This is a genomic window from Sulfitobacter sp. 1A13353, assembly GCF_043557255.1.
In the GTDB taxonomy this organism is placed as follows: domain Bacteria; phylum Pseudomonadota; class Alphaproteobacteria; order Rhodobacterales; family Rhodobacteraceae; genus Sulfitobacter; species Sulfitobacter faviae.
In genome coordinates, this window is the sequence record NZ_JBIFFS010000007.1 from 118658 (window position 1) to 142698 (window position 24041).

A 24041-nucleotide genomic window follows, 5' to 3' on the forward strand; every position below is an offset into this window, starting at 1 on the left:
ACAGATACAACGGTACAAAGCGCGATACAATTTGACCACAGGAATATTGTAATGGGTACAATTTGGCAGCCGACACTGGCCGAGGGGCAGGGGCCGAAGTACAAGCTCGTCGCGCTGACCATCCGGCAGGGGATCAACTCCGGCGCTCTGGCGGTGGGGGATAAGCTGCCGCCGGTGCGGGAACTGGCGTGGCAATTGGGGATTACCCCCGGCACCGTGGCGCGGGCCTATACCATCCTCACCGATGAGGGTCTGCTAGAGGCCGAGGTGGGCCGTGGCACCTTTGTCGCCCCGCCGCAGGCGGCCATCCGCGAAGATGTCTGGAATCGCGAACAAGATAGTTGGATCAAGGAGTTGGAGGTTGCCGATACGGATGCGGTCAGCCTCTTCAGCCCGCGCCTGCCGGACATGGGGCAGGTGGCGCTGATCCGCAGCGCCCTGCGGCAGGTGGCGGATGTGCCAGGCGAGGACCTGATGAACTATCCCACCCGCGACGCCTATGCCCCGGTGCGGCAAGCGGTGGTCGACTGGCTGTCGCATCTCGCCCTCGGGCCGCTGAGCGAGCGTGACGTCGTGCTGTCGCATGGCGGGCAGAGCGGGATTGTATTGGTACTGCAAGCGATCCTCTCGGGGCCGAAGCCGGTGATGCTGGTCGAAGACCTCTCCTACGCCGGGTTTCGCCGCGCGGCAGAGGTGTTGCGCGCCGAGGTGGTTGGGGTGGCGATGGACGCAGAGGGCGTGCTGCCAGAGGCGCTGGACAAGGCCGCGCGCGACAGCGGGGCGCAGGTCTTTTGCACGACGCCGGAGGTGCATAACCCCACGGGCAGCCACACCAGCCTTGAACGGCGGCGTGCGCTGTTGGAAGTCGCCAAACGGCATGGGTTGGAGATTTTGGAGGATGATTGCTACCGCATGGGCCTCGCCCGCGCGCCGAGCTATCGCTCGCTCTGGCCCGAGCATGTCTGGCATGTCTCTTCGATTTCAAAGGAATTGACGCCTGCCTTGCGGGTGGGGTTTGCACTGGCGCCCGCAGGCCGCGCGGCGGACCTGCGGCGGGTTGCGGAATATGGCTATTTCGGCCTCGCGCGTCCCTTGGCCGAAGCCACGCGGATTCTCCTGACGGACCCACGGCTCAAGACGATCTGCGCGGATATTCGCGAAAGACTGGCGGAATATGTCGAAGTGGCGGTGAATCATCTGGGCGGCCACGATTTGGAATGGTCGCGCGATGTGCCCTTCCTCTGGTTGCAACTGCCGCCGGGGTGGCGGGCCGCCGGGTTCTGCCGCGCGGCAGAGGCGCAGGGCGTGCAGATCCGCTCGGCCGATGAATTCGCCCTGCGCGATGGCCGCGCACCCCATGCGGTGCGCATTGCGGTGAACGCCCATGTCTCCCTGCGCTCTTTCGAGGCAGCGATGCAGCGGCTGCGCTGCCTTCTGGACAATCCACCGGAGCAGATCAGCGTGTAGAAATATGGGGTATTATTATACCTAAATCATAACACATTGTTTTCGAAAATAAAATCAGGTATTGATGCGCTTGACCCGGCGATGCAGGTGTTTATAACGCCACCATCAGACACCGGGCGGGGATTCCTCGTTCCGACCAACCTCAAACGGGAATTCATCCATGAAAACCTTTTCTGCGACACCGGCAGATATCGACAAGAAATGGATCATCATCGACGCCGAAGGCGTCGTGCTGGGCCGTCTCGCCTCGATCGTTGCCATGCGCCTGCGCGGCAAGCACAAGCCGTCCTTCACGCCGCATATGGATTGCGGCGACAACGTGATCGTCATCAACGCCGACAAGGTGCAGATGACCGGCAAGAAGCGCGAAGAGCACTTCTACTGGCACACCGGCCACCCCGGTGGCATCAAATCGCGCACCAAGGCACAGATCCTCGAAGGCGCGCATCCTGAGCGTGTTGTGACCCAAGCGGTCAAGCGCATGCTGCCCGGCAACCGCCTGAGCCGCCAGATCATGACCAACCTGCGCGTCTATGCAGGTAGCGAACACCCCCATGAGGCGCAGAGCCCCGAAGTTCTGGATGTCAAATCCCTGAACAAGAAAAACACGCGGAGTGCATGAGCATGGCTGACGAAATCAAATCCCTCGACGGTCTGGAAGCAGCCGTGACCGACAACATCGGCGGCGCGCAGGGCACCGAGACCGAAGTGACCCCCCGTGAGCCGGTTCGTGACGAACTGGGCCGCGCCTATGCCACCGGCAAGCGTAAAGACGCGGTCGCCCGCGTTTGGATTAAGCCCGGTTCCGGCAAGGTCATCGTGAACGGCAAGCCGCAGAACGAATACTTCGCGCGCCCCGTGCAGCAGCTGATCCTCGCGCAGCCGTTCGGCATCACCAACACCGAAGGCCAGTTCGACGTGATCGCGACTGTCAAAGGTGGCGGTCTGTCCGGTCAAGCGGGCGCGGTCAAGCACGGCATCTCCAAAGCGCTGCAGCTCTACGATCCCTCCCTGCGCGGTGCGCTGAAAGCGGCAGGCTTCCTGACCCGCGACAGCCGTGTCGTCGAGCGTAAGAAATACGGTAAGGCCAAAGCGCGCCGGAGCTTCCAGTTCTCCAAGCGTTAAGCTTACCGATCAAGTTTGCGAAAGGGCTGCCCTCCGGGGTGGCCCTTTTTCGTTGCGGTAAGCAGGGTTGGCCGCGGGATACGAAAAAGGCCGCCGCGGTCTCCCGCAGCGGCCTTAGGGTCGGATCGCTTCTGATCCCGAGACGGCTTAGCCGCCGATTTCGTAGCTCACGGTGAAGCCCAGCACGCCGTCGCCATCGTTGGTGTCTTCGTAAAGCGCTTCGAAGGTGACGCCGTCACCGAAGTCATAAACGGCACCGGCTTCGGCATAGATGTTGTCGTCGCGGTCGCTGTTGCCGATGAGGCCAACGGCGGTCCAACGCTCGGACAGGGGCGCTTCAAACGCGACTTCCTGATCGCTTTCGCCATTGTCGGGGTCGATGATCACGGCGAATGCGCCCGAGGCGTCACGCCCGATGGGGAAGCCCAGCGTCGCGGTAATCTCTTCGCTGTGGTCTTTGGAATCGTTCAGCCAGATGTAGCCATAGGTCAGATCCCAGCTGAGATCCTGACCGAAGTCCGCGCCGTAGCCGAGGTTTGCTTCGAATTCGACGTCATCGCTGGGGTCTTGGTAAAGCGAAGTCGCGCTCAGCCCGGTGTGGAAGCCGCCGTAGGTCAGTTCGACAAAACCTTCGACTTCGTTTTCGAGGTGATCGAAATCATCCGACGTGTTGAACCGTGTCGCGGCAGAGACGCCGGCGGTCCAGCCAACCATGGAAGTCATGCTGCGGTCTTCGATGACCGGGTCGAAACCGGTAGTGACGTTTTCCTGCGCATAGGCAGCAGAGGAGAGCAGCCCGGCGGTGAGGCCGAACCCGATAAGATGTTTGATATTCATGGCATTTGCCTAGTTTTGGACCATAGCTTGTCTGCGACTGGCGAGGTCAGGTTGTGAAGGCCCATCGGATAGGGCGCTCACCGGGGGGCGGCAAGGCCCGATTGCGCATATCTGGCATGCGTTAGAACATAACATTGTGATCGACGGAAATTTCGCCCAAGTCGTTGGTTTTTCTGGGGCGACGTGGTTCCGGGCGGGGCTGTGCCTGCCTATATCAGCCCCAACACAGGAGACAGTCATGCAGTATTCAGTTCTTGATCTTGCGCCAGTGCCCGAAGGGTCGGACACCACCACCGCCATCGCCAATTCCGTCGCTCTGGCACAACTGGCCGAGGCCAAGGGCTATCACCGGTTTTGGATGGCGGAGCATCATAATATGCCCGGCATCGCCTCGGCGGCGACCTCGGTTCTGCTGGGGCATGTGGCGGATCACACGAAAGAGATCCGCGTCGGCGCGGGTGGGGTGATGCTGCCCAACCATGCGCCCTTGGCCATTGCCGAACAGTTCGGCACGCTTGCGGCGATTCATGGCGACCGGATCGATCTGGGGCTGGGCCGCGCGCCGGGCGGGGATCAGGCGGTGATGCGCGCCATGCGCCGGGGCATGAGCGCGGGCGATCAATTCCCCGATGACGTGGCCGAGTTGATGGCCTATCTGGGTGCGCCCGATCCCAGCGCACCGGTCCGCGCCCATCCGGGGGAGGGGACGTATGTGCCGATCTGGATCCTCGGCTCCTCGCTCTATGGTGCGCAATTGGCGGCCCATTTCGGGTTGCCCTATGCCTTTGCCTCGCATTTCGCGCCGGACGCCTTGGAAGAGGCCACGGCGATCTATCGCCGGGATTTCAAACCATCCGAAGCCTGCCCCGAACCGCGTTTCATGCTGGCGGTGAACGTCTTTGCCGCCGAAACGGATGAGGAGGGCGCCTATCTGCGGACCACCATGCAGCAGGCTTTCGCCCGTCTGCGTACTGGCCGCCCCGGCAAGCTTCCGGCCCCGGTGCGCGACATCGATGCCGAGATCGGCGCGGGCCTGCGCCAAGGGGTCGACCACGCATTGCGCATCTCTGCCGTGGGCAGTCCTGAGACGGTGAAACGCCAGTTGGAAACGCTGATCGCGCAGCATCGCCCCGATGAGTTGATCCTGACCGGGCAGATTCACGACCACGCCGCGCGCCTGCGCTCGTTCGAGATTGCGGCGAATGTCTTGCAGGAGATGACAGTGGCGGCCTAAGGGCCGCCGCCCTCATTCGTCGGGGCTGACCAGCCCCAAGCCCCGCAGATAAATCCCGATCCCGGTTTCCAGTAGGTCATCGGGCGGGAAGGGTGAGGCGCGCCCGGGCGAGTTGCGGGCGAAAAGCTCAACTACGCCATGGCTCATCGCCCAGATATGGGCTGAGAACATTGAGGCAGGCGGGCGTTTGTCCGCCGGGATATGTTGGCTGAGGTCTGTGGCCGCGCGTTCCAGCACCGCATTTGCGCGGTTGGCGGCATGGGCCAGTTCCGGCGTACGGTTGACCGAGATGCCGGATTCGAACATCGCGATGTAATGGCCGGGATGTTTGCGGGCGAAAGCGAGATAGGCGCGGCCCGTCGCCTCAAAGGCTTTGAGCGCCGAGGGCTGGCCGGATTGATAGGCGAATTCCATCAAATCGGCAAAGATATCATAGCCTTGATGCGCGGCCTCGGCGATGAGGTCTTCGCGGCCCTCAAAATGGCGATAGACCGCCGCCGGGGTGACGCCCGCGCGTTTGGCGGCCTCGGAAAGGGTGAAACCCGTGGGGCCGCGCTGCTCGATCAACTCAAGCGCCGCGTCGATCAGCGCTTGGCGCAGGTTGCCATGATGGTAGCCGCGCTTAGGCATCCCAGATGTCCGGGCTGCCACAGATTTCATCGTCGATCTTGCCGATCGCCTTGGCGTCTTTCTGAGGATAGTCGAAACGGTGCAGCAGATGGCGCATGGCCGCCAGACGGGCGCGACGTTTGTCGTCAGAGCGGATCACCGTCCACGGGGTTTCATCCGTGTGGCTGCGCAGCAGTGTCTCGGCGATGGCGGCGGAATACTCCTCCCATTTCGCGAGACCTTGGACGTCGATGGGGCTGAGTTTCCACTGTTTCAACGGATCGGACTCGCGCGACAACATGCGGCGCAACTGCTCGGCCCGGCCCACGTTGAGCCAGAACTTGATCAGGTGAATGCCGTCTTCGACGAGCATCTGCTCGAACGGGGTGACCTGTTCAAAGAAATGCGCGCGCTGTTCGGGGGTGCAGAAGTCAAAGACCTTTTCCACCACCCCGCGATTGTACCAAGAGCGGTCATAGAAAACCATCTCGCCCGCCGTGGGCAAGTGTTTGATATAGCGCTGAAAATACCACTCGCCCTGTTCGGTTTCAGTGGGTTTCGACAAGGCCACCACCCGCGCAGACCGCGGGCTCAGGTTTTCGCGCATACGGCGGATCGTGCCGCCTTTGCCAGCGGCGTCGCGGCCCTCAAAAACCATGACCACCCGCTGCCCGGTTTCGCGCACCCATGATTGCAGTTTGACCATCTCGATCTGCAAACGGTCATAGTCGCGCTCATAGGTCTTGCGTGACAGACGTTCGTCATGCGGATAGCTGGGCGAAAGGATATCGTCCTTGTCGGCTCGCTGGATCGCTTGGCGGATGTCCTCGGGGGCGTCGTTTTCGTAAAAGGCGCTGATTGCGCCGTCAAAGGGCAGGTCCATGGGCGCTCCTTGCGGGTTGTTCTTGTTTCAATATGGGATGTTAAGGCGCTTTACGCAAACCGGCACGGGCGGCGGCGCGGTCGATGGCATCGACCACCGCCTGCGGGTCGGCGTGATGGGGCATATGGCCCATGCCGGGCAGGCGGGTCAGGGCGCCGTCGGGGATGTCTTTGATCAGTTCCTCGGCGTGGATATGCATCGGCACAATGGTATCGGCATCGCCGTGGATGATCTCGACCGGCATGGTCAGGCGGTCATATTGCGCTGCCATTTCAACCACATGGGGGCGAAGCTGGTGGACCTGTTGCGCATTGGCGCGGCTGGCGCTGCGGCGCAGGGTGAGGCCCGTGCCGATGTGATCGGCATAGCCTTCGGGCGGCTGTTGTGGGGCAAAGATCGCCGCGATGCTGCTTTGCACCACTCTGTCTGGCACAAAGGCGGTGACGGCTGGGATAAAGAGCGCACCGCCAAGCCGTGAGGCGCTGACGTTATAGAGCCAGCCCAGACCGCCGGGCCAAGGCTCCGACACGGCAGAGACCAGCACCAGCGCTGCGGTCTCATCAGGGCGTTGCAGCCCCCAAGCCAGCGCCACGGCCCCGCCAAAGGAATGGCCCAGCACGATGGGGTTTTCGACGCCCAGTTGATCCGCCGCTTTCAGCAAAAGGGCGGCCTGTTCCTGTGGCGACTCGCCCAGCGGGTTCCACGCGCCGCGCGCGCCGGGGAGGCGGGCGGTATAGCCCATGCCGGGACGGTCGAACATGATGACGCGGTAGCGGTCGCTCAGCCGCTCAGCGAAGCTTAGAGTGAAATCGCGCAGGTTGCCGCTGGCCCCGTGGATCAACACCAGATCCGGCCCGCTGCCGATGATCTTGGCATGGACTGGCAGGCCGTCGACCGTGATGATTTCCCCCTCAGGCGGATGGCTTGCCTCGGCCCGCGCCTCATGCCGCGCGGCGCGCCATTGGACGAGCGCGGTAAGCAGCGCCAGCCCGAGGAGGAGGGCAAGCAGCAGTTTAATGGCCGATCTCATTCATATCAAAGGGGGTGGTTTGGTATATCTCGTTGATCCAATTGCCATAAAGCAGATGCGCATGGCTGCGCCAGCGGTTCACCGGCGTGCGCGCGGGGTCATCCTCGGGGTAGTAGTTGCAGGGCACGTTGATCGGCACGCCATTCTCGACATCGCGGTCATACTCTTGCTTGAGCGTGTCGCGGTCGTATTCAAAATGGTTGAAGACATAGAGCGCGCGGTGCGCGGGGTCTTCGATCAGACAGGGGCCAACCTCATCACTGCCCAAAAGCGTGGTCAGGCCGGGATGGGCGTCAACCTCGTCTTGCCGCATCTCGGTCCAGCGCGAGACGGGCACGGTGCAATCATCCGAAAAGCCGCGCAGATAGGGTGAGGCGGGCGCGAGGTTGCGGTGCCGGAAACAGCCGAAAGCCTTTTCGCTCAGCATGTGTTTCTTGACGCCGTGGAAGTGGTTGATCATCGCCATGCCGCCCCAGCAGACGCCAAAGGTGGAGTGGATGTTGGTCTGGGTCCATTCCATCACCTCGCGCAGCTCGTCCCAATAGGTCACCTCGTCAAAGTCGAGATGTTCGATCGGTGCGCCGGTGATGATCAGCCCGTCGAACTTCTCGGCCTTCATCTCCTCAAAGGGGCGGTAGAAGCTTTCCATATGTTCGGCGGCGGTGTTGCGGGTCCGGTGGTCGGACATGCGGATGAGGCTCAGTTCAATCTGCAAGGGTGTCGCACCGATCAGCCGGGCAAACTGGTTCTCGGTCTGGATTTTCTTGGGCATCAGGTTCAGCAGAGCGATGCGCAGGGGGCGGATGTCTTGCCGCGAGGCCAGTTCCTCGTCCAGCACCATGACCCCTTCGTTGCGCAGAACGTCGAAGGCGGGCAGGCGGGAGGGGATCTTGATGGGCATGAGACAGGTCTTTCAGGGGTAGCCAGTGCAGTCAGATAATCTTGGGCGGGGCGGGTTCAACCGCCCGCGGGCAGGTGGCGGGCAATGAGGTCGGTAAAGTCTTCGGGAGCTTTCAGCGCGTCGATGTCGGCAGGGGTGATCGTGACGCCCCATTTCGACATGGCGGCGTAGCGCGGTTGGCGGTGCGACAGGGCGGCGGCATAGGTCCAGCGGATGAAATCGTCGGGGTTCACCGCATCCTCGGTGATGTTTTTCTCGGCCAGATAATCAGCCCATGCCCGGGCGAGGAATTCGGGCTGATAGGCCATCGGCTTGGGCGCTTTGTCAAAGCGGCGGATAAGTTCCTCGGTATGGGCCTCGTCGCCCTTGATCCAGACCAGCAGACATTCCTCGGCCAATTGCCGCAGGAGCGGGTCGTTCGGGTCTTCGGGGTCGACCCATTCGCAGATCGAGCCACCGGTGTCGCAGATGAAATGCGGATAGCCATAGAGCGCCTCGGCGCGGTTGGCGAAATAGGCGGTGTCTTGCAGGGCGTTGATCTCGGCCCGGCGGAAGGCCTGTTGCCGTTTGGCGTATTCTTCCATCGGCAGCCCGCCGCGCGAAGGGTCGCCCGGTTTGCCCAGCCATGTCGCCACGGGCGACAGATTGTCGAAGGTGATGTTCGATCCGATGTAGATGCTATCGCTCAGCAGCAGGTCGCGCAGGAAGGGCACTTTCATCGCCTCGGCCTTGGCATTGTCGGCGATGAGCTCGCCCAAGTAGCGGGTGCCGATGCGGTAGTCGATGGAGTAGTGAAACCAATCCCCGCTGGCGCGCAGCAGGCTGGAGAGATGGGTCTTGCCCAAGCCCGACATGCCGAAGATCAGAACTTTGCGCCGCGGCGCCGCGCGCCAATCGTCAGCCGTGGGGTAGAGCATGTATCACCAAGGTTAAGTGCTTCGTTTCCCCTGACTACCCCAGTGTTTCACCAGACGCCAGATGCGGCCATCGAGCACCAGAAGCCCAAGTGCGAGAAGGGCGAAACCGCCATAGGCAGCGGGGCGCAGGGTCTCATCACGCAGCCAAGCGCCCAAGAGGATCGCGACTGGTGCGACCAGCAGCGTGACCAGCATCAGGTTGCTGCTGCCCGCCATGCCGAGCACACGGTAGTAGAGCAGATAGGCCAGCGCGGTGGCAGCTAGCGCGTAATAGGCAATGGCCATGAGCGTGGCGGGGGCGAGGTTGAGCGTCAGCGGTCCCTCCGCCACCCATGCCAGCGGCAGCATGATCAGCGTGGCTCCGGTGAGCATCCCGGCGGCGGCCAGTTGCGGCGGCTGGCCCGGCAGCAGTTTGCGTGCGCAGACACCGGCCATGGCATAGGACATCGCCCCGCCCAGCACGGCCAGTTGTGCAAGGCTGCCGAGGTCGAAATTCGTGAGATTTTCCAATCCGATAGCGGTGCTGACGCCGGCGAAGCCAAGGCAGACGCCAATCGCCTTGCGCGGGGTGATCCGCTCATCCGCCAGAAAGATGGCGGCGGCCAGCACGCCAAAGATCGCGGTGGCGGCATTGAGGATCGAGGTCAGCCCCGAGGGGATGTGCAGCTGCCCCCATGCCATCAGCGAAAAGGGGATCACATTGTTCAAAAGCCCCATCAGCAGGAAGGCCGCCCAGATGCGCGGGTCGCGCGGCAGTGGCAGGCGCATGGTGGCGACGGCGGCCCAAAGCACCAACATCGCCCAGAACACCCGATGAGCGACCGAGGTCAGCGGCCCGATCTCATCCAAGGCCACCCGCACGGCGACAAAGGACGCGCCCCAGAGCAGGGCGAGACAGCCCATTTCGATCCAAGCGCGCGGGGGGATGGTTTTCTGTGTGATCATGGCTTGGGTTTAGGCTGTTCCATTGATCGGCACGACCCGAAAGATGCGCATGCATAAAAAACGCCGCCCGAGAGGCTCAGGCGGCGTAATCTCAACAGTTCTGGTGTGGATCAGAAGGTGAAGCCTACTTTCACACCAAAGGCCAGAGCATCGTTGTCTTCGAACTCGCCCGATGCATTCACACCGTTCAAAGTTGTCTCTGCATCACCGATGTTGACGTAGCGCACGCCGGTGGTGATCTTCATGTTGTCGCGAGTATAGACGGCAGCCAGAGCGAGGCTTTTGTTGCCATCGGTCGGCCCGAGGTTGGAGGCGAACCCGCCGTTGGACTTCTCATAGCCGACGGAGGCCGAGACCGACCAGTTGTCGTTCAGACGGCGGCCGACGCCGAGCGAGTAGGTGAAAACGTCGTCATCGTAGCTGACGAGCGAGCCACCGCGGGTCAGCGTGCCATAGTTCGCGGGCGAAATGTCGAAGTCTGACCAGTCGACCCAGCGAACTCCGCCAAAGAGCAGTGTGTCCTCCGCGATGCCGGTCTGGAATTCAAGGTTCACCGACTGCGGCGTCTCGATCTCTGTGGTCGATTGATTAGGGCCGCCGAGTACAGAGTTCTCGGTCGTATCCACGTCGTGCTTGATCTTGGAATTGTAGGTCAGCGAGACCCGCATCGCGATTTCGGGCTTTTCGTAAGCGAAGCCCACGGCATAGCCGACCCCGATATCGCGGTCACCGTCAACACGATACGGCGCTCCAGCAAACGGACCTCTGGTGTCTGTGACGAATGGAACGGTCGCAGTAGCCTCAATGCTCTGGACGCGAACGCCACCATGAACGCTAAAGTTGTCGTTCATCCGGTAGCGCAGCAGCCCGGTCAGCGCGTGGCTGTCAAGATCGGCCTGCGAGCCCTGAGCATAATAGCCCGTACCAGCGGGGTAATCGACATCCGCGCCAAAGGGCTGGTCATAGATGATGGCATAGGACAAACGTTCGTTGATGTCGGCCTTATAGGCCGCGCCGAACTGGAGGTAGCTCGACGTCATGTCACCAGAATTGGCACCAGCACCGAACGGCGGTGGCACTGCCGCTGTAGATGTGCCGCTTGTATCGGGCGAAATTGCACCAAAGCTGAACTCCGCATAGCGCCCGCTTTCAAACAGGGCATTGATGGATTGGCCCGACCGATCGATGCCGCCAGCTTGAACGATTGCCGTAGATGCCAACAGTGCCGGAATTGCCAAGAAATAGGTTTTCATTTGCTTTCCTCCCAAGACTTCTGTGCGGTTCCTCCCCGGCACAGGTTAGAAACGATCTAAGCGGATTGCTGCCGTTTGCGTCAATCACTGACCTTGGGTCAGGTTGAAATCTGCGCAAACATTACCTTGGGTGTGCTTTGCGGGTCTCAAACCAGATGTTGAGGTAGTTACCAGCAAAGATGATCGCGGCCCCGACGAAGACCCAGATATCCAGCGCTTCGGCATAGAGAAGCATGCCCACAACCGCGATGGCCGGAAGGCGCACGAAATCAATCGGCACCACCACGGTCGCGGGGGCGAGGCTGAGTGCGTTGGTCAGGCAGTAATGCGCAAGCAGGCCGCAGGCGCCGACCAGCAACAGGAAGGGCATCGTCTCAGCCGTGGGGCTGGCGATATCGCCATCGTAGCCCGCCGCGATCAAGCCGAACAGCAGTTGCAACGTGGTGAGATAGAAGAGGATCGTGGTGATCCCTTGGGTTCGCGTTAGCCGTTTGGTCAGCACATTGGTCAGGGCAAAGAAGACGGCACAGCCCGCCGCCGCCAGAATGCCGGTGTTGAGGTTGCCGATATCGGGCCGCGCCACGATCAGGATGCCGATGAACCCCATGATGGCGGCCAGCGCCCGTGTCGCGGTCAGCCGTTCGCCCAGCAGGAAGATTGACAGGACGATGACCCATAGCGGCGACGTGAACTCCAACGCGAAGACCTGTGCCAGCGGGATCAGCGACACGGCCAGGAACCACAGGTTCTGCCCGGTGAAATGCGCAAGGTTGCGCAGCAGTTGCAGGCCGAAGTTGCGGGTGTTGATCTGCCGCCACGCGCCCGTGGCACCGGCAAGCGACAGCACGATGATTACGCCGATCACGCTGCGGTAAAGCATCACCTCGAAAGTATCGAACCGCGCCGAGAGTTCGCGCCCCGCCACGGCCATGGTTGAGAATGACCCGATGGAGCCGATCATCCAGAGTGCAGCGCGAAAGGTGGGGCTCATGTGGTTTCTGTGATCTGATAGTCGCGGGCGATCCCGGCGGTGAGCCGCGCCCAGTCCGATGCTGCGGCACGGGCCTGATGCGCCTCAAAGGCCGCCCGGTCGGTAAAGAGCTCCGATACCTGCCAGACAAGGGGATCGTCGGTCGGGGTCACGTCGAAGCGCAGGCAGCCCGGCTCGGCCCGGGTGAGACGCAGATGCGCGTCGAGCCCTGCGCGCACCCGATCCGCCTCGGCCCGGGTGGCGCAGCGTAGGTGGCCGGTCAGGGCCACCCGCATTTTATTCCCACTCGATGGTGCCCGGAGGTTTCGAGGTGATGTCATAGGTCACGCGGTTGATGCCCGGCACCTCATTGATGATCCGTGTGGCGGTTTCACCAAGGAAATCATGCGAGAAGGGGTAGTAATCCGCCGTCATCCCATCGACCGAGGTCACCGCACGCAGGGCGCAGGCGAAGTCATAGGTCCGGCCATCGCCCATCACGCCCACGGTGCGCACCGGCAGGATCGCCACGAAGGCCTGCCAGATATCGTCATAAAGCCCATGGCGGCGGATCTGGTCGATATAGACCGCATCGGCTTCGCGCAGGATGTCGAGTTTCTCGCGGGTGATCTCACCGGGGCAGCGGATCGCAAGACCCGGCCCGGGGAAGGGGTGGCGACCGATGAAGGAGGGCGGCAGGCCCAACTCGCGGCCCAGTTCGCGCACCTCGTCTTTGAAGAGTTCACGCAGCGGTTCGACCAGTTTCAGGCCCATCTTCTCGGGCAGGCCGCCGACATTGTGGTGGCTCTTGATGGTGACCGAGGGACCGCCGGAGAAGGAGACGCTTTCGATCACGTCGGGGTAGAGCGTGCCTTGGGCAAGGAAGGTCGCATCGCCCACTTCCTTGGCATGTTTCTGGAACACGTCGATGAAGAGCTTGCCGATAATCTTGCGCTTGGTCTCGGGGTCGCTGACGCCTTCCAGCTCGCCCAAGAACAGCTCCTGCTCGTCGGCGTGGATCAGCGGCATGTTGTAGTGGTCGCGGAACATGGTGACGACCTCTTCGGCCTCACCTTTACGCAGCAGACCGTGGTCGACGAAGACGCAGGTGAGCTGGTCGCCGATGGCCTCATGGATCAGCACCGCGGCAACGGAACTGTCGACGCCACCTGAAAGGCCGCAGATCACCTTTTGGTCGCCGACCTGCTCGCGGATCGCGGCAATGGCTTCTTCACGGTAGGCGCTCATGGTCCAGTCGCCCTTGAAGCCCGCCAGACGCACGAAGTTCTCGTACAGGCGCGGACCGTTGGGGGTGTGATGCACCTCGGGGTGGAACTGCACCGCGTAGAAGTGACGCTCAACATCGGCGGTAATGGCGAAAGGCGCGTTGGGGGAGGTGCCATAGACCTCGAACCCCGGGGCGATCTTGCTGACGTGGTCACCATGGCTCATCCAGACCTGTTCGCGGTCGGTGGCGAACCAGCCTTCGAGCAGATCAAGCTGTTGGCCCGTGGGGGTGACAAAGGCCCGACCGAATTCAGCGGTGCCATGGCCGCGCTCCACATGGCCGCCAAGGCAGTGCATCATGACTTGCTGGCCATAGCAGATGCCAAGGATCGGCACGCCCAGTTCGAAAACGGCCTGCGGCGGACGCGGCGCGCCTTCGGCAAACACCGAGGACGGGCCACCCGACAGGATCACCGCCTTAGGCGCGAATTCCTTGAGGAAGGCTTCGTCCACCGTGTTGAACGGGTGGATTTCGCAAAAGACATTCAGCTCCCGCAGGCGACGCGCGATAAGCTGCGTGACCTGGCTGCCGAAGTCGATGATGAGAAGGCGGTCATGGGTGATATCTGTCATGGGGCTGTGATTAGGCCCGTGCGCGCGCTCTGGCAAGTCTCTAGCAGGCCGAAGACCGGTGCCGCCCGCGTTTAATTCGCGCAAGTGGCGCGGGGACGGCACGCGATGTCGCTTTTTGCCGCTAGGGGGCGTTATCCGCGCGAAGCGCCTGCCGGGAATGGGGTAGTGACGGGCCAAGACTTGCGGGAAGGATAGAGCAATGGCGGAATCAGCACGACGGGTACGCGGCGGTGGTGGTGCAGCAAGACGCGCGTCACGCACAGCCGTCTCTTTCGAGACAGCGCGCTATATCGAACGGAATATCCCGAACTTCGAAGTGCTGACTGAAGAGGCGCTGGAGATCATCGAGCAGAACGCCGATGCGGTGCTGGAAGAGATCGGCGTGAACTTTCCCGACAACCCCGAGGCATTGGCGCTCTGGCGTGAGGCCGGGGCCGATGTTCAGGGGGAGCGGGTGCGTATCCCACGGGGGCTGGCACGCAAGCTCTGTTCCACCGCGCCTTCGACGATCACCCAAGTGGCCCGCAACCGAGATCGGGATGTGGTGATCGGGGGGAGGAACCTTGTGCTCGCCCCCGTCTATGGCCCGCCCTTTGTGCGCGATGCCGCAGGGGGGCGGCGCTATGCCACGATGGCGGATTTCGAGAAGTTCGTGAAGCTGGGCTATATGTCCAAATGGCTGCACCACTCGGGGGGGACGGTATGCGAGCCGACAGATATCCCGGTGAACAAACGTCACCTTGATATGCTGCATGCCCATATGACGCTGAGCGACAAACCCTTCATGGGATCGGTGACCGAACCCAGCCGGGCGCAGGATTCCGTCGACATGTGCGGTATCCTGTTCGGTAAGGACTTCGTGCAGGAAAACACGGTGATGACCTCGCTCATCAACATCAACTCGCCGATGACGTTCGACGATGTGATGATGGGCGCGCTCAAGGTCTATGCCGAGAACAATCAGGCCTGTATCATTTCGCCCTTTATCGTCGGGGGGGCCATGGCGCCGGTGAGTGTAGCAGGCACGCTGACACAGGTCTTGGCCGAGACGCTGGCGGGCATCGCCTATAGCCAACTGGTCCGCCCCGGGGCGCCGGTGATCATGGGGGCTTTCGTCACCTCCATCGACATGAACAGCGGCGCGCCCACGTTCGGCACGCCCGAGGCTGCGCATATCACCTATGGCGCTGGGCAACTGGCCCGCAGGCTCAACCTTCCGTACCGCAGCGCCGGGTCTTTCACCGGCTCGAAACTGCCCGATGCGCAGGCGGCCTATGAGACATCGAACAGCTTGAACATGGGATTGCTCTCAGGGGTGAACTTCATGCTGCACGCCTGTGGCTGGCTGGAAGGGGGCCTTGTTTCCTCTTTCGAGAAGTTCGTCATGGATGCGGATCAACTGGGCACGTTGCATCACCTTGCCCGTGGGGTGGAGATCGACGCAAACGCACAGGCCATGGACGCGATCCGCGAAGTGGGGCCGGGGGGGCATTACCTCGGCTGCGCCCATACGCAGAGCAATTTCCGAGATGCCTTTTGGAAGTCGGATCTGTTGGACTACAAACCCTTCGAGACTTGGTCGGACGAGGGCGCGCGCGACACGCAGAGCCTTGCCACCGCGCGGGTCGAAAAGATGCTGGCCGACTATCAGCAGCCCGCGCTGGATCCAGCCATTCGCGAAGCGCTCGATGCCTTTGTCGCGACCCGTAAGGCGGCGGAACCCGATAGTTTTAGCTAAGGCTTTGCGGCGGGGGCGATCCCCCGCATCGCAATTCAGGCGCTGGGCATCATCGCGGCCTTCAGGAACCGTGCCTCGCCAACCATGGCAATAAGAACATCTACATGGCGGATCAGACTATAGCTTGCATCCGCCGTCTTGCGCTGGGTGTCCAACGCGGCCTCGATCTCGATCAGTTTGATCAGCGCGGTGCCGTGGCGTGGCAATATGCCAAAGCCCAGTATCCGTGGCAAATGGGTGCCGCGGCGGTAGTCCTCGGCCCCGATGCGGGCGGCCCGCATCAAGAGCCGCGGGCGGTGAAGTTTTTGCAACATGGTCAGTAGATCTTGCATCACACTCTCCGATTTCTGAGGGGTGAATCACCCCGGATCGGTGAAGTGTTGCACAACCTTTCCGGGTGTTGCGTGTTGCGGGTTCCCGGCGAACGGCGCCTTTCGATGGCGTTTACCTTTTGGAAACAATCATTGCCAAATGCGACAATTTTAACGAACGGGTAACCAAAACATCCATAGGTTGTGAATAACTCTGGGGATAACTCACCCAGCTTGGGGACCCGCCAAAATGGAAGTGGCAGTCAATTGAAGGCGCATCACCAAATTCAACAGTCCGTCCTGCCGGGATGGGTGCCGCACGGAGCCCTGCATTACCTCGCACATACGGAGACCGGCGCCCCGATCCGGGCCTTGGCACGCCAAGCTGGCTGTCATGCCTCGACCATCATGCGCCAAATCCGCCGTATCGAGACACGGCGCGACGATCCGCTGGTGGATGCCGCCCTGCGCAGGCTCGGGGCGGTGCGGCGCGCCTTGGATTGTACTGCTGGCCCCCCAGCAGGAAAGACAGCGACAATGATGAAACCCGCCGCCCCCCTTCTTGACGAAGACACTTTCGCCGCCGAGGCGCTGCGCGTCCTGCGGCGCCTGCATGAGGCAGGCGCGATCCTTGCCGTGGCCGAAGGGATGGAAAAGGCCGTCGTCCTGCGCGAGACGGACACCGGCCCGGGCGCACGCACCGCCGTGGTCGACAGCGCCGTGGCGCAGGCGATGGCGCTGAAAGATTGGATCGCGCCGGGCAGCACAGGCCGGGTGACACGCTATCATATCACCAGCGCGGGGCGCGCGGCGCTGCGGCGCATGCTTGAAGAGCAGGGTGCAGCCGCAGACGGCTTTGCCGAAGATCAGACCGCGTTTCTGGGCGGGCCCGACGCGCCCGCCGCAGACTTGGGCGCAGATGCGGATACGGCCCCGCGCCGTGGCCGCTATTGCCTGTCCGAAAGCCCGCTTTCGACCCTCGCCCGGCGGCGCGACAAATCCGGCGCGCCCTTCTTGAACGAGGGGCTGGTCCATGCGGGCGAAAGGCTGCGCGAAGATTTCGAACTGGCGCAGATGGGCGGTGAGATTACGCAGAACTGGGACCATTTCCTGACCCTCGGCGCCAAACCCAGCGGCGGGCGAGATGGGGCAGGCGCCATGGCCGCGGCGGAGGCGCGCAAGAGGGTGGCCGATGCCATGGCCGACCTCGGCCCCGGCCTGTCGGACGTGGTGCTGCGCTGTTGCTGCTATCTGGAGGGGTTGGAGACCACCGAGAAGCGGCTCGGCTGGTCCGCGCGTTCGGGCAAGATCGTGCTTCGGATCGCACTCATGCGGCTGAAACGGCATTACGATGAAACCGTGGGGCCGGGTGGCCCGATGATCGGGTAAATGCGGGTCGGGTAAAGAAGGGGCGGCAGGATGATAACCCTGCCGCCCCCGTTGTTTTAGTCTGCGACCTTTGTCGGCGTCTCATCTGTGACCGAGATCGCGACTTCGTCTTTCTCGCAAGCGGCACGCACACCGGCGGCATAGTCGGGGTGCACTTTCTCGAGCACCGCATACCAGCGTTCTTTCACCGATTGCGAACAGGGCGCCATGGCACCGGCCATGTTCTCGTGCAGACGGTCACGCTGCGCCTGATCGAACACTTCGGTATAGAGCTTGCGCGGCTGGACGTAATCGGCATCCGCCTCTTCCTGCACATAGCGGTCCGCATCGCCCGAGATGCGCAGCGGTGGTTCTTGCACCGATGGATCGGGACGGGCCGAGCCTTCGTATTGGTTCGGCTCGTAATAGGCGTCCGGGTGGCCGGTCTGCTGCGGGAAGAACCGCATCGCGCCGTCCTTGTGGTAGTGATGCATCGGCGCGGCCTTGGGCGCGTTCACGGGCAGGGCCTCGTAATGCGTGCCAAGACGGTAGCGGTGCGCATCCGCATAGGAGAACACCCGCGCCTGCAACATCTTATCGGGCGAGAAGCCGATGCCGGGGATTTTGTTCGACGGCGAATAGGCGGCGTTCTCGATGCTCTGGAAGTAGTTGTCAGGGTTGCGGTTGAACTCCAACATGCCGACGGGGATCAGCGGGTAATCCGCATGCGGCCAAACCTTGGTCAGGTCAAAGGGGTTGAAGCCGCAGGTCTCGGCCTCTTCCTCGGGCATGACTTGGATGTTCAGCTCCCATTTCGGGTAGTCGCCGCCTTCGATCGCGTTAAAGAGATCCTCTTGGAAGTTCTCACGGGTGGACCCGATCAGCTTTTCCGCATCCTCATTGGTGCGGTTGCGGATTTCCTGCTGGCAGCGGAAGTGGAACTTCACCCAGTGACGCTCGCCCTTGGCGTTCCACATCGAATAGGTGTGGCTGCCGTAGCCGTGCATATGCATCGGGTTCACCGGGATGCCGCGGTCGGACATCAGGATGGTGACCTGGTGCACACATTCGGGCTGCGCCGCCCAGAAGTCGAACATCGCCTCGGGCGAGCGCAGGTTGGTGCGCGGGTGGCGTTTCTGGGTGCGGATGAAGTCCGGGAATTTATAGGCATCGCGGACAAAGAAGATCGGGGTGTTGTTGCCCACAACGTCCCAGTTGCCCTCTTCGGTGTAGAATTTTACCGAGAAGCCGCGCACATCACGCTCACTGTCGGCGGCGCCAAGCTCGCCCGCCACGGTGGACCAGCGCGAGATGATTTCGCAGGTCTTGCCCACTTCGGAGAAGATCGCCGCACAGCTATATTGGCTGATGTCATGGGTCACGGTGAAGGTGCCCTCGGCGCCCCAGCCCTTGGCGTGAACGGCACGCTCGGGGATACGCTCGCGGTTCTGATGGGCGAGCTTCTCGATCAGTTGGTAGTCGTCCAGCAGCACCGGGCCACGGGCGCCCGCGGTCTTGCTGGTGTCGTTTGTCGGCATCGGTGCGCCGGCGGTGGTGGTGAGACGCTTGCTCATCTTGGGTTCCCCTCGGTTGGTGTCTGACAGGAACATGATCCATTCTGCCCATAATTTCCAATTGCAGTTTTATAAAATTTCGATAGTTAAAAGTTATGAACTTTACCCTGAAACAACTCGAATACTTTCGGGCGCTGGCGACCTTGGGCAACTTCGGACGGGCGGCGGAGGCGAGCAATATCTCCCAGCCTGCGCTGTCGGTGCAGATTCGGACTTTGGAGGAAACGCTTGGCGGGCGGCTGATCGAGCGGCAGAGCCGCGCTTCGGTGCTGACGCCCTTGGGCCGCGAGGTGCTGACCCGTGCCGAGGATATCCTGCGCCGCGCCAAGCTGTTGGAGGCCACGGCGCGGGAGCAGGTGGGGCTGGCGGGCACGTTGAATCTCGGACTAATCCCGACCGTAGCGCCCTATCTTTTGCCCGGCGTGTTGGCCGCGTTGCGGGCGCAGGATATCTCGCTTCGCGTGGAGGTGCGCGAGGCGCAGACGGATCAATTGCTGGCCGATCTGCGCGCCGGGGCGCTGGATGCGGCGGTGATGGCGGTGCCCTCGGGCGAAACGGGTCTCGCCGAGGTGCCGCTTTTCGAGGATCGCTTTCTGCTGGCGGGATCCGCCGACCGGATGGCGGGGGCGGATGTCGCCCGCCCGACCGATCTGGCCCGCACACCGCTGATGTTGCTGGAGGACGGCCACTGCCTCACCGATCAGGCGCTGGAGGTTTGCCAGCGCGACCGCACGCAGGCGGGCATTCACACCGGGGCGTCCTCCCTCGCCACGCTGTCGCGGCTGGTGGAGGCGGGGTTTGGCATGACCCTGATGCCCGAAATCGCCGCCAAGACCGAGCTTGATGCCGCACCGGGGCTGCGCCTGCACCGTTTCGGCGCGCCGGAACCTGCGCGGCAAATCGGGCTGGTCCGCCGGGCTGGCACGCCGGGCAGCGGTTGGGCGGCGCAACTGGCCGAGACGCTGAAGGAAGTGGGGGAGGGGCTGACCGGAGAATTGCGCGCGAGATACTAGGTGCGGTGAGGCCTGTCGGGTCAAAAGGACCGGGCCAGATAGCCCGATCCGGTCATGCAAAGGGCGCTTAGGCCGCTTCGGTTTGCTTTTGGTTTTCGAGGTATTCCAGCAGGGTCTCGGGGCTGGAAACGCCGTAGGGGTCTTCGTCGTGGTTGTCACGGATGCCGGGCTCTTCGAACCATGCTTCGATCTGACCATCGTTGATGATGGCCGCATAGCGCCAGCTGCGCGGGCCGAAGCCAAGGTTGTCTTTGGCGACCAACATGCCCATGCGGCGGGTGAATTCGCCCGAACCGTCAGGGATCACGTCGATGTTCTGGACGCCCTGCATCTCTTTCCACTTGTTCATGACAAAGCTGTCGTTGACCGACAGGCAATAGATCGCGTCGATGCCATGTTCTTGGAAAGCGGTGAAATTGTTTTCGAACCCGGGCAGCTGGTAGGTGCTGCAGGTCGGGGTGAAGGCACCGGGGAGGGAGAAGAGCACAACGCGCTTGCCTTTGAAGAAATCATCGCTGGTTTTGTCTTCCCAGCGGAAGGGGTTGGACCCTTCGATGCTATCGTCGCGCACGCGCGTTTTGAAGGTGACGTTGGGGACATTGATACCGGGTTTCATCGCGTCTCTCTTTCTCGGATTGGAATCTTTGTGGCTTGGTAGCTCATATAGGAAGCCTGAGCAACTCTCGCAATGCTGCAACTGCATTGTAATTTTACGTTTACATTTCAACGTTCTAAATCAACGATCTAGGGCGATGCCGCCTGTGCATGGCAGCCTTGTCGCGGGGGCGTATGCAGTAGGTGGCCATCGGGTTAAGGACTGTGATAAACAGGGCGCGACACAATGATCAGAGGCCCCCGATGCGCGATCTGAAGATACCCGAACAGCGCCACCCCGAAAAGGCGCGCAAGCCCGACAACGCCCAGCCGAAAAAACCGAGTTGGATCAGGGTCAAAGCGCCCGGCGGCAAAGGCTATGCCGAAACCGCGCGGATCATGCGCGACAACAAGCTGACCACGGTCTGCGAAGAGGCGGGCTGCCCCAATGTCGGTGAATGCTGGTCTCAGGGCCACGCCACGATGATGATCATGGGCGAGGTCTGTACCCGCGCCTGTACTTTCTGCAACATCGCCACCGGCAAGCCGCCCGAGGCGCTGGATGTGTTCGAGCCGGGCCGCGTGGCCGATGCGGTCGCCAAACTGGGGCTGAACCATGTGGTCATCACGAGCGTTGACCGCGACGATATCGAAGACGGCGGGGCAGAGCATTTCGCCCAGACGATCCGCGCCGTGCGCCACCGCAGCCCCGACACGACAATCGAAATCCTGACACCGGATTTCATCCGCTGCGGGCCCGAAGCCCTTGAAAAGGTTGTCGAAGCGCGCCCGGATGTGTTCAACCACAACCTTGAAACCGTGCCGGGCCTTTACCCCGAGGTACGCCCCGGCGCGCGTTACTTCCACTCCCTCCGCCTGCTTCAGCGGGTCAAGGAGTTGGACCCCTCGATGTTTACCAAATCGGGCATCATGGTGGGCTTGGGCGAAGACCGCCAAGCGGTCATTCAGGTCATGGAAGACATGCGCGCTGCCGACATCGATTTCCTCACCATCGGTCAATATCTACAGCCGACACCCAAGCACCATGCGCTGGACCGGTTCGTCACCCCGGAAGAGTTCACCTCTTACGAAAAGGCGGCGTACGGTAAGGGCTTTCTCATGGTCTCGGCCACGCCGCTGACCCGGTCGAGCTATCACGCGGGCGACGATTTCGCGCGTCTGCGCGAGGCGCGGAACCGCAAACTCGGTATCGCCTGATCGAAAAGACGCGCCCGGCGTTAACCGCCGGGCAGGGCTTTGAGGTAGGCCGCAATCGCTTCGCGGTCGCTTTCGGGGAGCTGCGCGAGGTTGCTGACCACTTCGGCCATCTCACCGCCCGCGCTGTCATATTCCGGTGTGAAGCCGGAGGTGAAATAGGCCACGAGATCGGCCTTTGACCAATCAAGCTGATCCGGTGTGATGCCGGGAATACGCCCCTTGCCCGAAGGGTTCGGCGCGCCGGTCAGCCAAGCGCCCCGGTCAAGCGCGCCCAAGGCATTGCGCGGGGTGTGGCATTCGCCGCAATGGGCAAGCCCTTCGACCAGATAGCGCCCGCGTTCGACCTCAGCATCGGGCGCGTCGGCCATCACGAAATCATCATGTGAAAACAGCGCCTTCCATGCGCCAAGCCCGCGGCGGATATTGAAGGGGAATCCCACCTCATGCGGCAGGCTCGGCGTATCCGAGGCGGGCAGGGTCTGCATATAGGCGAAGAGGTCCACCACATCCTGCGGGGCGAGGTGTTGGTAGGCCGTGTATGGAAAGGCAGGGTAATAATGCTGCCCCTCGGGCGAGACGCCCCGCGTCACGGCACGGGCGAATTCTGGCAGGGTCCAGTCGCCGATGCCATGATCCGGGTCGGGGGAGATATTGGGCGCGTGGAAGGTGCCGAAATCACTGGCGAAGGGCAGCCCCCCGGCCAGCACCAGCCTCTCATCCTCTTCACTTTCGGGTGCGGCGTGGCAGGAAACGCAGCCGCCGGCGGCAAAGACCAGCGCACCCGCCTCCGGGTCCGGTGTCAGCCCGGCACCATAGGAAGGCTCAAGCGGATCGGGCCGGGTGAGCGCCCAGCCAAGGGCCGCGCCGAGAGCGGCACAGCCCAGCAGTATAGGAATGACCCGTCGCAAGGATCAGTTCTTGGGGCCGCGGTAATCGTCATGGCAAGCGCCGCAAGCCTTGCCGATTGCGCCCATGCCCGCCCTCAGCGCATCCAGATCGGTGCCCGCGGCCTCGATCATATCCGCGCTGGCGGTTTCCAGCGCCATCAGCGCTTCGTTGAACCCTTCGGGATCGCTCCAGATTTCGGCCTTGGCGCGGGAACCTTCGACAGCGCCTTGCTCGGTCCCTTTGAGCCAGAGGGTGCCCGGCGCGAAACCGGCGGCGGCGTTCAGATTGGTCGCGGCAGCGGTGGCCATCTCGGCGTTATACTCCGTCTCGCCCTTGGCCATGCCGCCCAGAATGCCGGTATGATAGGCAATCAGTTGCATCTGCGCATGGCGCGCGTTCACCGCCGCACTGGCGGCTTTCTCACTATGGCTGGCGGCGAAGCCTGCGGTGGCAATCAAGGCGGCGCTGATACCAATGGCGGTAATGCTTTTGGTCAAATGCATGGTCATCTCCCTTTTCTTGCCGCAGCGTAACATGGCAAGGGCAGGTCGCAAAAAACAAAAATGTGATCAGCGGGATAAGACTGCGGGCGGGGTCAGAACCGGCGGGGGATACGCTCTGCTGCGGCCCAGTCAGGCCAATAGCCCAGCCATTCGACAAGCCCCACGGCAAGGGCGGCGGCGATGATCGCAAGGACCAAGATCACGCGTTTGCCCGAAGGTGGATTGCGCGCCCATTGGGACATGCGCAGCAGCCACCGCGGGTCCATCACGTAAAGCGGACTTTCCCGATGAAGGGGAGGTTGCGGTCGCGTTGGGCAAAGTCGATGCCATAGCCCACAACGAATTCATCGGGGATTTCAAAGCCGGTCCAATCCGCCTTGAGGTCGACCTCACGCCGGGTGGGTTTGTCGAGCAGGGCGATGGATTTCAACCGCGCAGGCTCACGCGAGCGCAGCAGGTTGGTGACATGATGCAGCGTGTGGCCAGTGTCGACGATATCTTCGACAACCAACACGTCGCGCCCTTCGATGGCACCGCGCAAGTCTTTAAGAATGCGCACCTCTCGGCTGCTCTCCATGCCGTCGCCATAGCTGGAGGCTTCGAGGAAATCGACTTCGATCGGCAGGTCCAACTCGCGCACCAGATCGGCAATGAAGACGAAAGAGCCGCGCAGCAGGCCGACCACGACCAATTTATCGGTGCCGTTGAATTCACCGTGAATCTCACGGCAAAGATCTTCGATCCGCGCCGCGATGGCCTTGGCCGAAATCATTTCGTCGATGACATAAGGCCCGTGTGCCATG

Annotated in this window: 26 protein-coding genes; 8 read left to right on the forward strand and 18 right to left on the reverse strand. The window is 62.2% G+C overall.

Annotation, left to right across the window (positions count from 1 at the left end; all coding sequences use genetic code 11):
- Positions 1–51 precede the first annotated feature (51 nt).
- From ACGYLO_RS16780 to rpsI, 3 genes are all read left to right on the forward strand, one after another.
- Positions 52–1467 (forward strand): PLP-dependent aminotransferase family protein, encoded by a 1416-nt coding sequence (locus tag ACGYLO_RS16780; protein ID WP_271687431.1) that lies wholly within the window; start codon positions 52–54, stop codon positions 1465–1467.
- Between the two features lie 160 nt (positions 1468–1627).
- Positions 1628–2089: a 50S ribosomal protein L13 gene (rplM, locus tag ACGYLO_RS16785; RefSeq protein WP_067266879.1), complete on the forward strand. Its 462-nt coding sequence runs from the start codon at positions 1628–1630 to the stop codon at positions 2087–2089.
- A gap of 2 nt (positions 2090–2091) precedes the next feature.
- On the forward strand, positions 2092–2592 hold the full coding sequence (gene rpsI / locus ACGYLO_RS16790; RefSeq protein ID WP_271687429.1) for a 30S ribosomal protein S9: 501 nt from the start codon (positions 2092–2094) through the stop codon (positions 2590–2592).
- Positions 2593–2739: 147 nt separating this feature from the next.
- On the opposite strand, the gene ACGYLO_RS16795 is transcribed toward rpsI, so the two are convergent.
- Positions 2740–3429 carry a hypothetical protein gene (locus ACGYLO_RS16795; protein ID WP_271687428.1) on the reverse strand — a complete coding sequence of 230 codons (690 nt, stop codon included), beginning with the start codon at positions 3427–3429 and terminating at the stop codon, positions 2740–2742.
- Between the two features lie 238 nt (positions 3430–3667).
- On the opposite strand from ACGYLO_RS16795, the gene ACGYLO_RS16800 reads away from it, so the two are divergent.
- A complete protein-coding gene (locus ACGYLO_RS16800) occupies positions 3668–4663 on the forward strand; it encodes an LLM class flavin-dependent oxidoreductase (protein WP_271687425.1) in 996 nt (331 codons plus the stop codon).
- Positions 4664–4675: 12 nt separating this feature from the next.
- Here the strand turns inward: ACGYLO_RS16800 and ACGYLO_RS16805 are convergent, their stop codons facing one another.
- From ACGYLO_RS16805 to guaA, 10 genes are all read right to left on the reverse strand, one after another.
- Positions 4676–5293 (reverse strand): TetR/AcrR family transcriptional regulator, encoded by a 618-nt coding sequence (locus ACGYLO_RS16805; RefSeq protein WP_067266873.1) that lies wholly within the window; start codon positions 5291–5293, stop codon positions 4676–4678.
- Positions 5286–6155: a polyphosphate kinase 2 gene (ppk2, locus tag ACGYLO_RS16810; RefSeq protein WP_271687423.1), complete on the reverse strand. Its 870-nt coding sequence runs from the start codon at positions 6153–6155 to the stop codon at positions 5286–5288. The genes ACGYLO_RS16805 and ppk2 overlap by 8 nt, the downstream gene beginning before the upstream one ends.
- A 40-nt stretch (positions 6156–6195) precedes the next feature.
- Positions 6196–7185, reverse strand: coding sequence for an alpha/beta fold hydrolase (locus tag ACGYLO_RS16815; protein WP_271687421.1), 990 nt, complete (start codon positions 7183–7185; stop codon positions 6196–6198).
- Positions 7169–8086, reverse strand: a complete 918-nt coding sequence (gene metA / locus ACGYLO_RS16820; protein WP_271687420.1) for a homoserine O-succinyltransferase — start codon at positions 8084–8086, stop codon at positions 7169–7171. The genes ACGYLO_RS16815 and metA overlap by 17 nt, the downstream gene beginning before the upstream one ends.
- Before the next feature lie 56 nt (positions 8087–8142).
- Positions 8143–9003, reverse strand: coding sequence for an ATPase (locus ACGYLO_RS16825; protein WP_271687418.1), 861 nt, complete (start codon positions 9001–9003; stop codon positions 8143–8145).
- Positions 9004–9015: 12 nt separating this feature from the next.
- On the reverse strand, positions 9016–9948 hold the full coding sequence (locus tag ACGYLO_RS16830; RefSeq protein WP_271687417.1) for a DMT family transporter: 933 nt from the start codon (positions 9946–9948) through the stop codon (positions 9016–9018).
- Between the two features lie 110 nt (positions 9949–10058).
- Positions 10059–11201 (reverse strand): OmpP1/FadL family transporter, encoded by a 1143-nt coding sequence (locus ACGYLO_RS16835; protein ID WP_271687415.1) that lies wholly within the window; start codon positions 11199–11201, stop codon positions 10059–10061.
- Between the two features lie 121 nt (positions 11202–11322).
- A complete protein-coding gene (locus ACGYLO_RS16840; protein ID WP_271687414.1) occupies positions 11323–12192 on the reverse strand; it encodes a DMT family transporter in 870 nt (289 codons plus the stop codon).
- Positions 12189–12467, reverse strand: a complete 279-nt coding sequence (locus tag ACGYLO_RS16845) for a putative quinol monooxygenase (RefSeq protein WP_271687413.1) — start codon at positions 12465–12467, stop codon at positions 12189–12191. The genes ACGYLO_RS16840 and ACGYLO_RS16845 overlap by 4 nt, the downstream gene beginning before the upstream one ends.
- A gap of 1 nt (position 12468) precedes the next feature.
- Positions 12469–14031 carry a glutamine-hydrolyzing GMP synthase gene (gene guaA / locus ACGYLO_RS16850; RefSeq protein WP_168612961.1) on the reverse strand — a complete coding sequence of 521 codons (1563 nt, stop codon included), beginning with the start codon at positions 14029–14031 and terminating at the stop codon, positions 12469–12471.
- 199 nt (positions 14032–14230) lie between these two features.
- On the opposite strand from guaA, the gene ACGYLO_RS16855 reads away from it, so the two are divergent.
- Positions 14231–15769: a trimethylamine methyltransferase family protein gene (locus ACGYLO_RS16855; RefSeq protein ID WP_271687412.1), complete on the forward strand. Its 1539-nt coding sequence runs from the start codon at positions 14231–14233 to the stop codon at positions 15767–15769.
- A gap of 35 nt (positions 15770–15804) precedes the next feature.
- Here ACGYLO_RS16855 and ACGYLO_RS16860 read toward each other — a convergent pair whose 3' ends face one another.
- Entirely contained in the window at positions 15805–16101 is a 297-nt protein-coding gene (locus tag ACGYLO_RS16860) for a DUF6477 family protein (RefSeq protein WP_271687411.1), read from the reverse strand.
- A 279-nt stretch (positions 16102–16380) separates the two neighbouring features.
- On the opposite strand from ACGYLO_RS16860, the gene ACGYLO_RS16865 reads away from it, so the two are divergent.
- Complete coding sequence (locus tag ACGYLO_RS16865; RefSeq protein WP_271689978.1) at positions 16381–17469, forward strand: DUF6456 domain-containing protein; 1089 nt, start codon at positions 16381–16383, stop codon at positions 17467–17469.
- Between the two features lie 56 nt (positions 17470–17525).
- On the opposite strand, the gene ACGYLO_RS16870 is transcribed toward ACGYLO_RS16865, so the two are convergent.
- The gene (locus ACGYLO_RS16870; RefSeq protein ID WP_168612958.1) at positions 17526–19022 is read right to left on the reverse strand and encodes a catalase; all 1497 of its coding nucleotides are present in this window, start codon (positions 19020–19022) and stop codon (positions 17526–17528) included.
- A gap of 95 nt (positions 19023–19117) precedes the next feature.
- Between ACGYLO_RS16870 and ACGYLO_RS16875 the strand changes: the two genes are divergently transcribed.
- Positions 19118–20035, forward strand: coding sequence for a hydrogen peroxide-inducible genes activator (locus ACGYLO_RS16875; RefSeq protein ID WP_168612957.1), 918 nt, complete (start codon positions 19118–19120; stop codon positions 20033–20035).
- 67 nt (positions 20036–20102) lie between these two features.
- On the opposite strand, the gene ACGYLO_RS16880 is transcribed toward ACGYLO_RS16875, so the two are convergent.
- Positions 20103–20651 carry a peroxiredoxin gene (locus ACGYLO_RS16880; protein ID WP_168612956.1) on the reverse strand — a complete coding sequence of 183 codons (549 nt, stop codon included), beginning with the start codon at positions 20649–20651 and terminating at the stop codon, positions 20103–20105.
- A 242-nt stretch (positions 20652–20893) separates the two neighbouring features.
- Between ACGYLO_RS16880 and lipA the strand changes: the two genes are divergently transcribed.
- Entirely contained in the window at positions 20894–21847 is a 954-nt protein-coding gene (gene lipA, locus ACGYLO_RS16885; protein ID WP_271687409.1) for a lipoyl synthase, read from the forward strand.
- A 20-nt stretch (positions 21848–21867) separates the two neighbouring features.
- Here lipA and ACGYLO_RS16890 read toward each other — a convergent pair whose 3' ends face one another.
- From ACGYLO_RS16890 to hpt, 4 genes are all read right to left on the reverse strand, one after another.
- Positions 21868–22755, reverse strand: coding sequence for a cytochrome c (locus ACGYLO_RS16890; RefSeq protein ID WP_271687407.1), 888 nt, complete (start codon positions 22753–22755; stop codon positions 21868–21870).
- Positions 22756–22758: 3 nt separating this feature from the next.
- Entirely contained in the window at positions 22759–23238 is a 480-nt protein-coding gene (locus ACGYLO_RS16895) for a cytochrome c (RefSeq protein ID WP_271687405.1), read from the reverse strand.
- Between the two features lie 92 nt (positions 23239–23330).
- The gene (locus ACGYLO_RS16900) at positions 23331–23507 is read right to left on the reverse strand and encodes a hypothetical protein (protein ID WP_271687404.1); all 177 of its coding nucleotides are present in this window, start codon (positions 23505–23507) and stop codon (positions 23331–23333) included.
- Positions 23504–24040 carry a hypoxanthine phosphoribosyltransferase gene (gene hpt, locus ACGYLO_RS16905; RefSeq protein ID WP_067264049.1) on the reverse strand — a complete coding sequence of 179 codons (537 nt, stop codon included), beginning with the start codon at positions 24038–24040 and terminating at the stop codon, positions 23504–23506. The genes ACGYLO_RS16900 and hpt overlap by 4 nt, the downstream gene beginning before the upstream one ends.
- Position 24041: the final 1 nt, after the last annotated feature.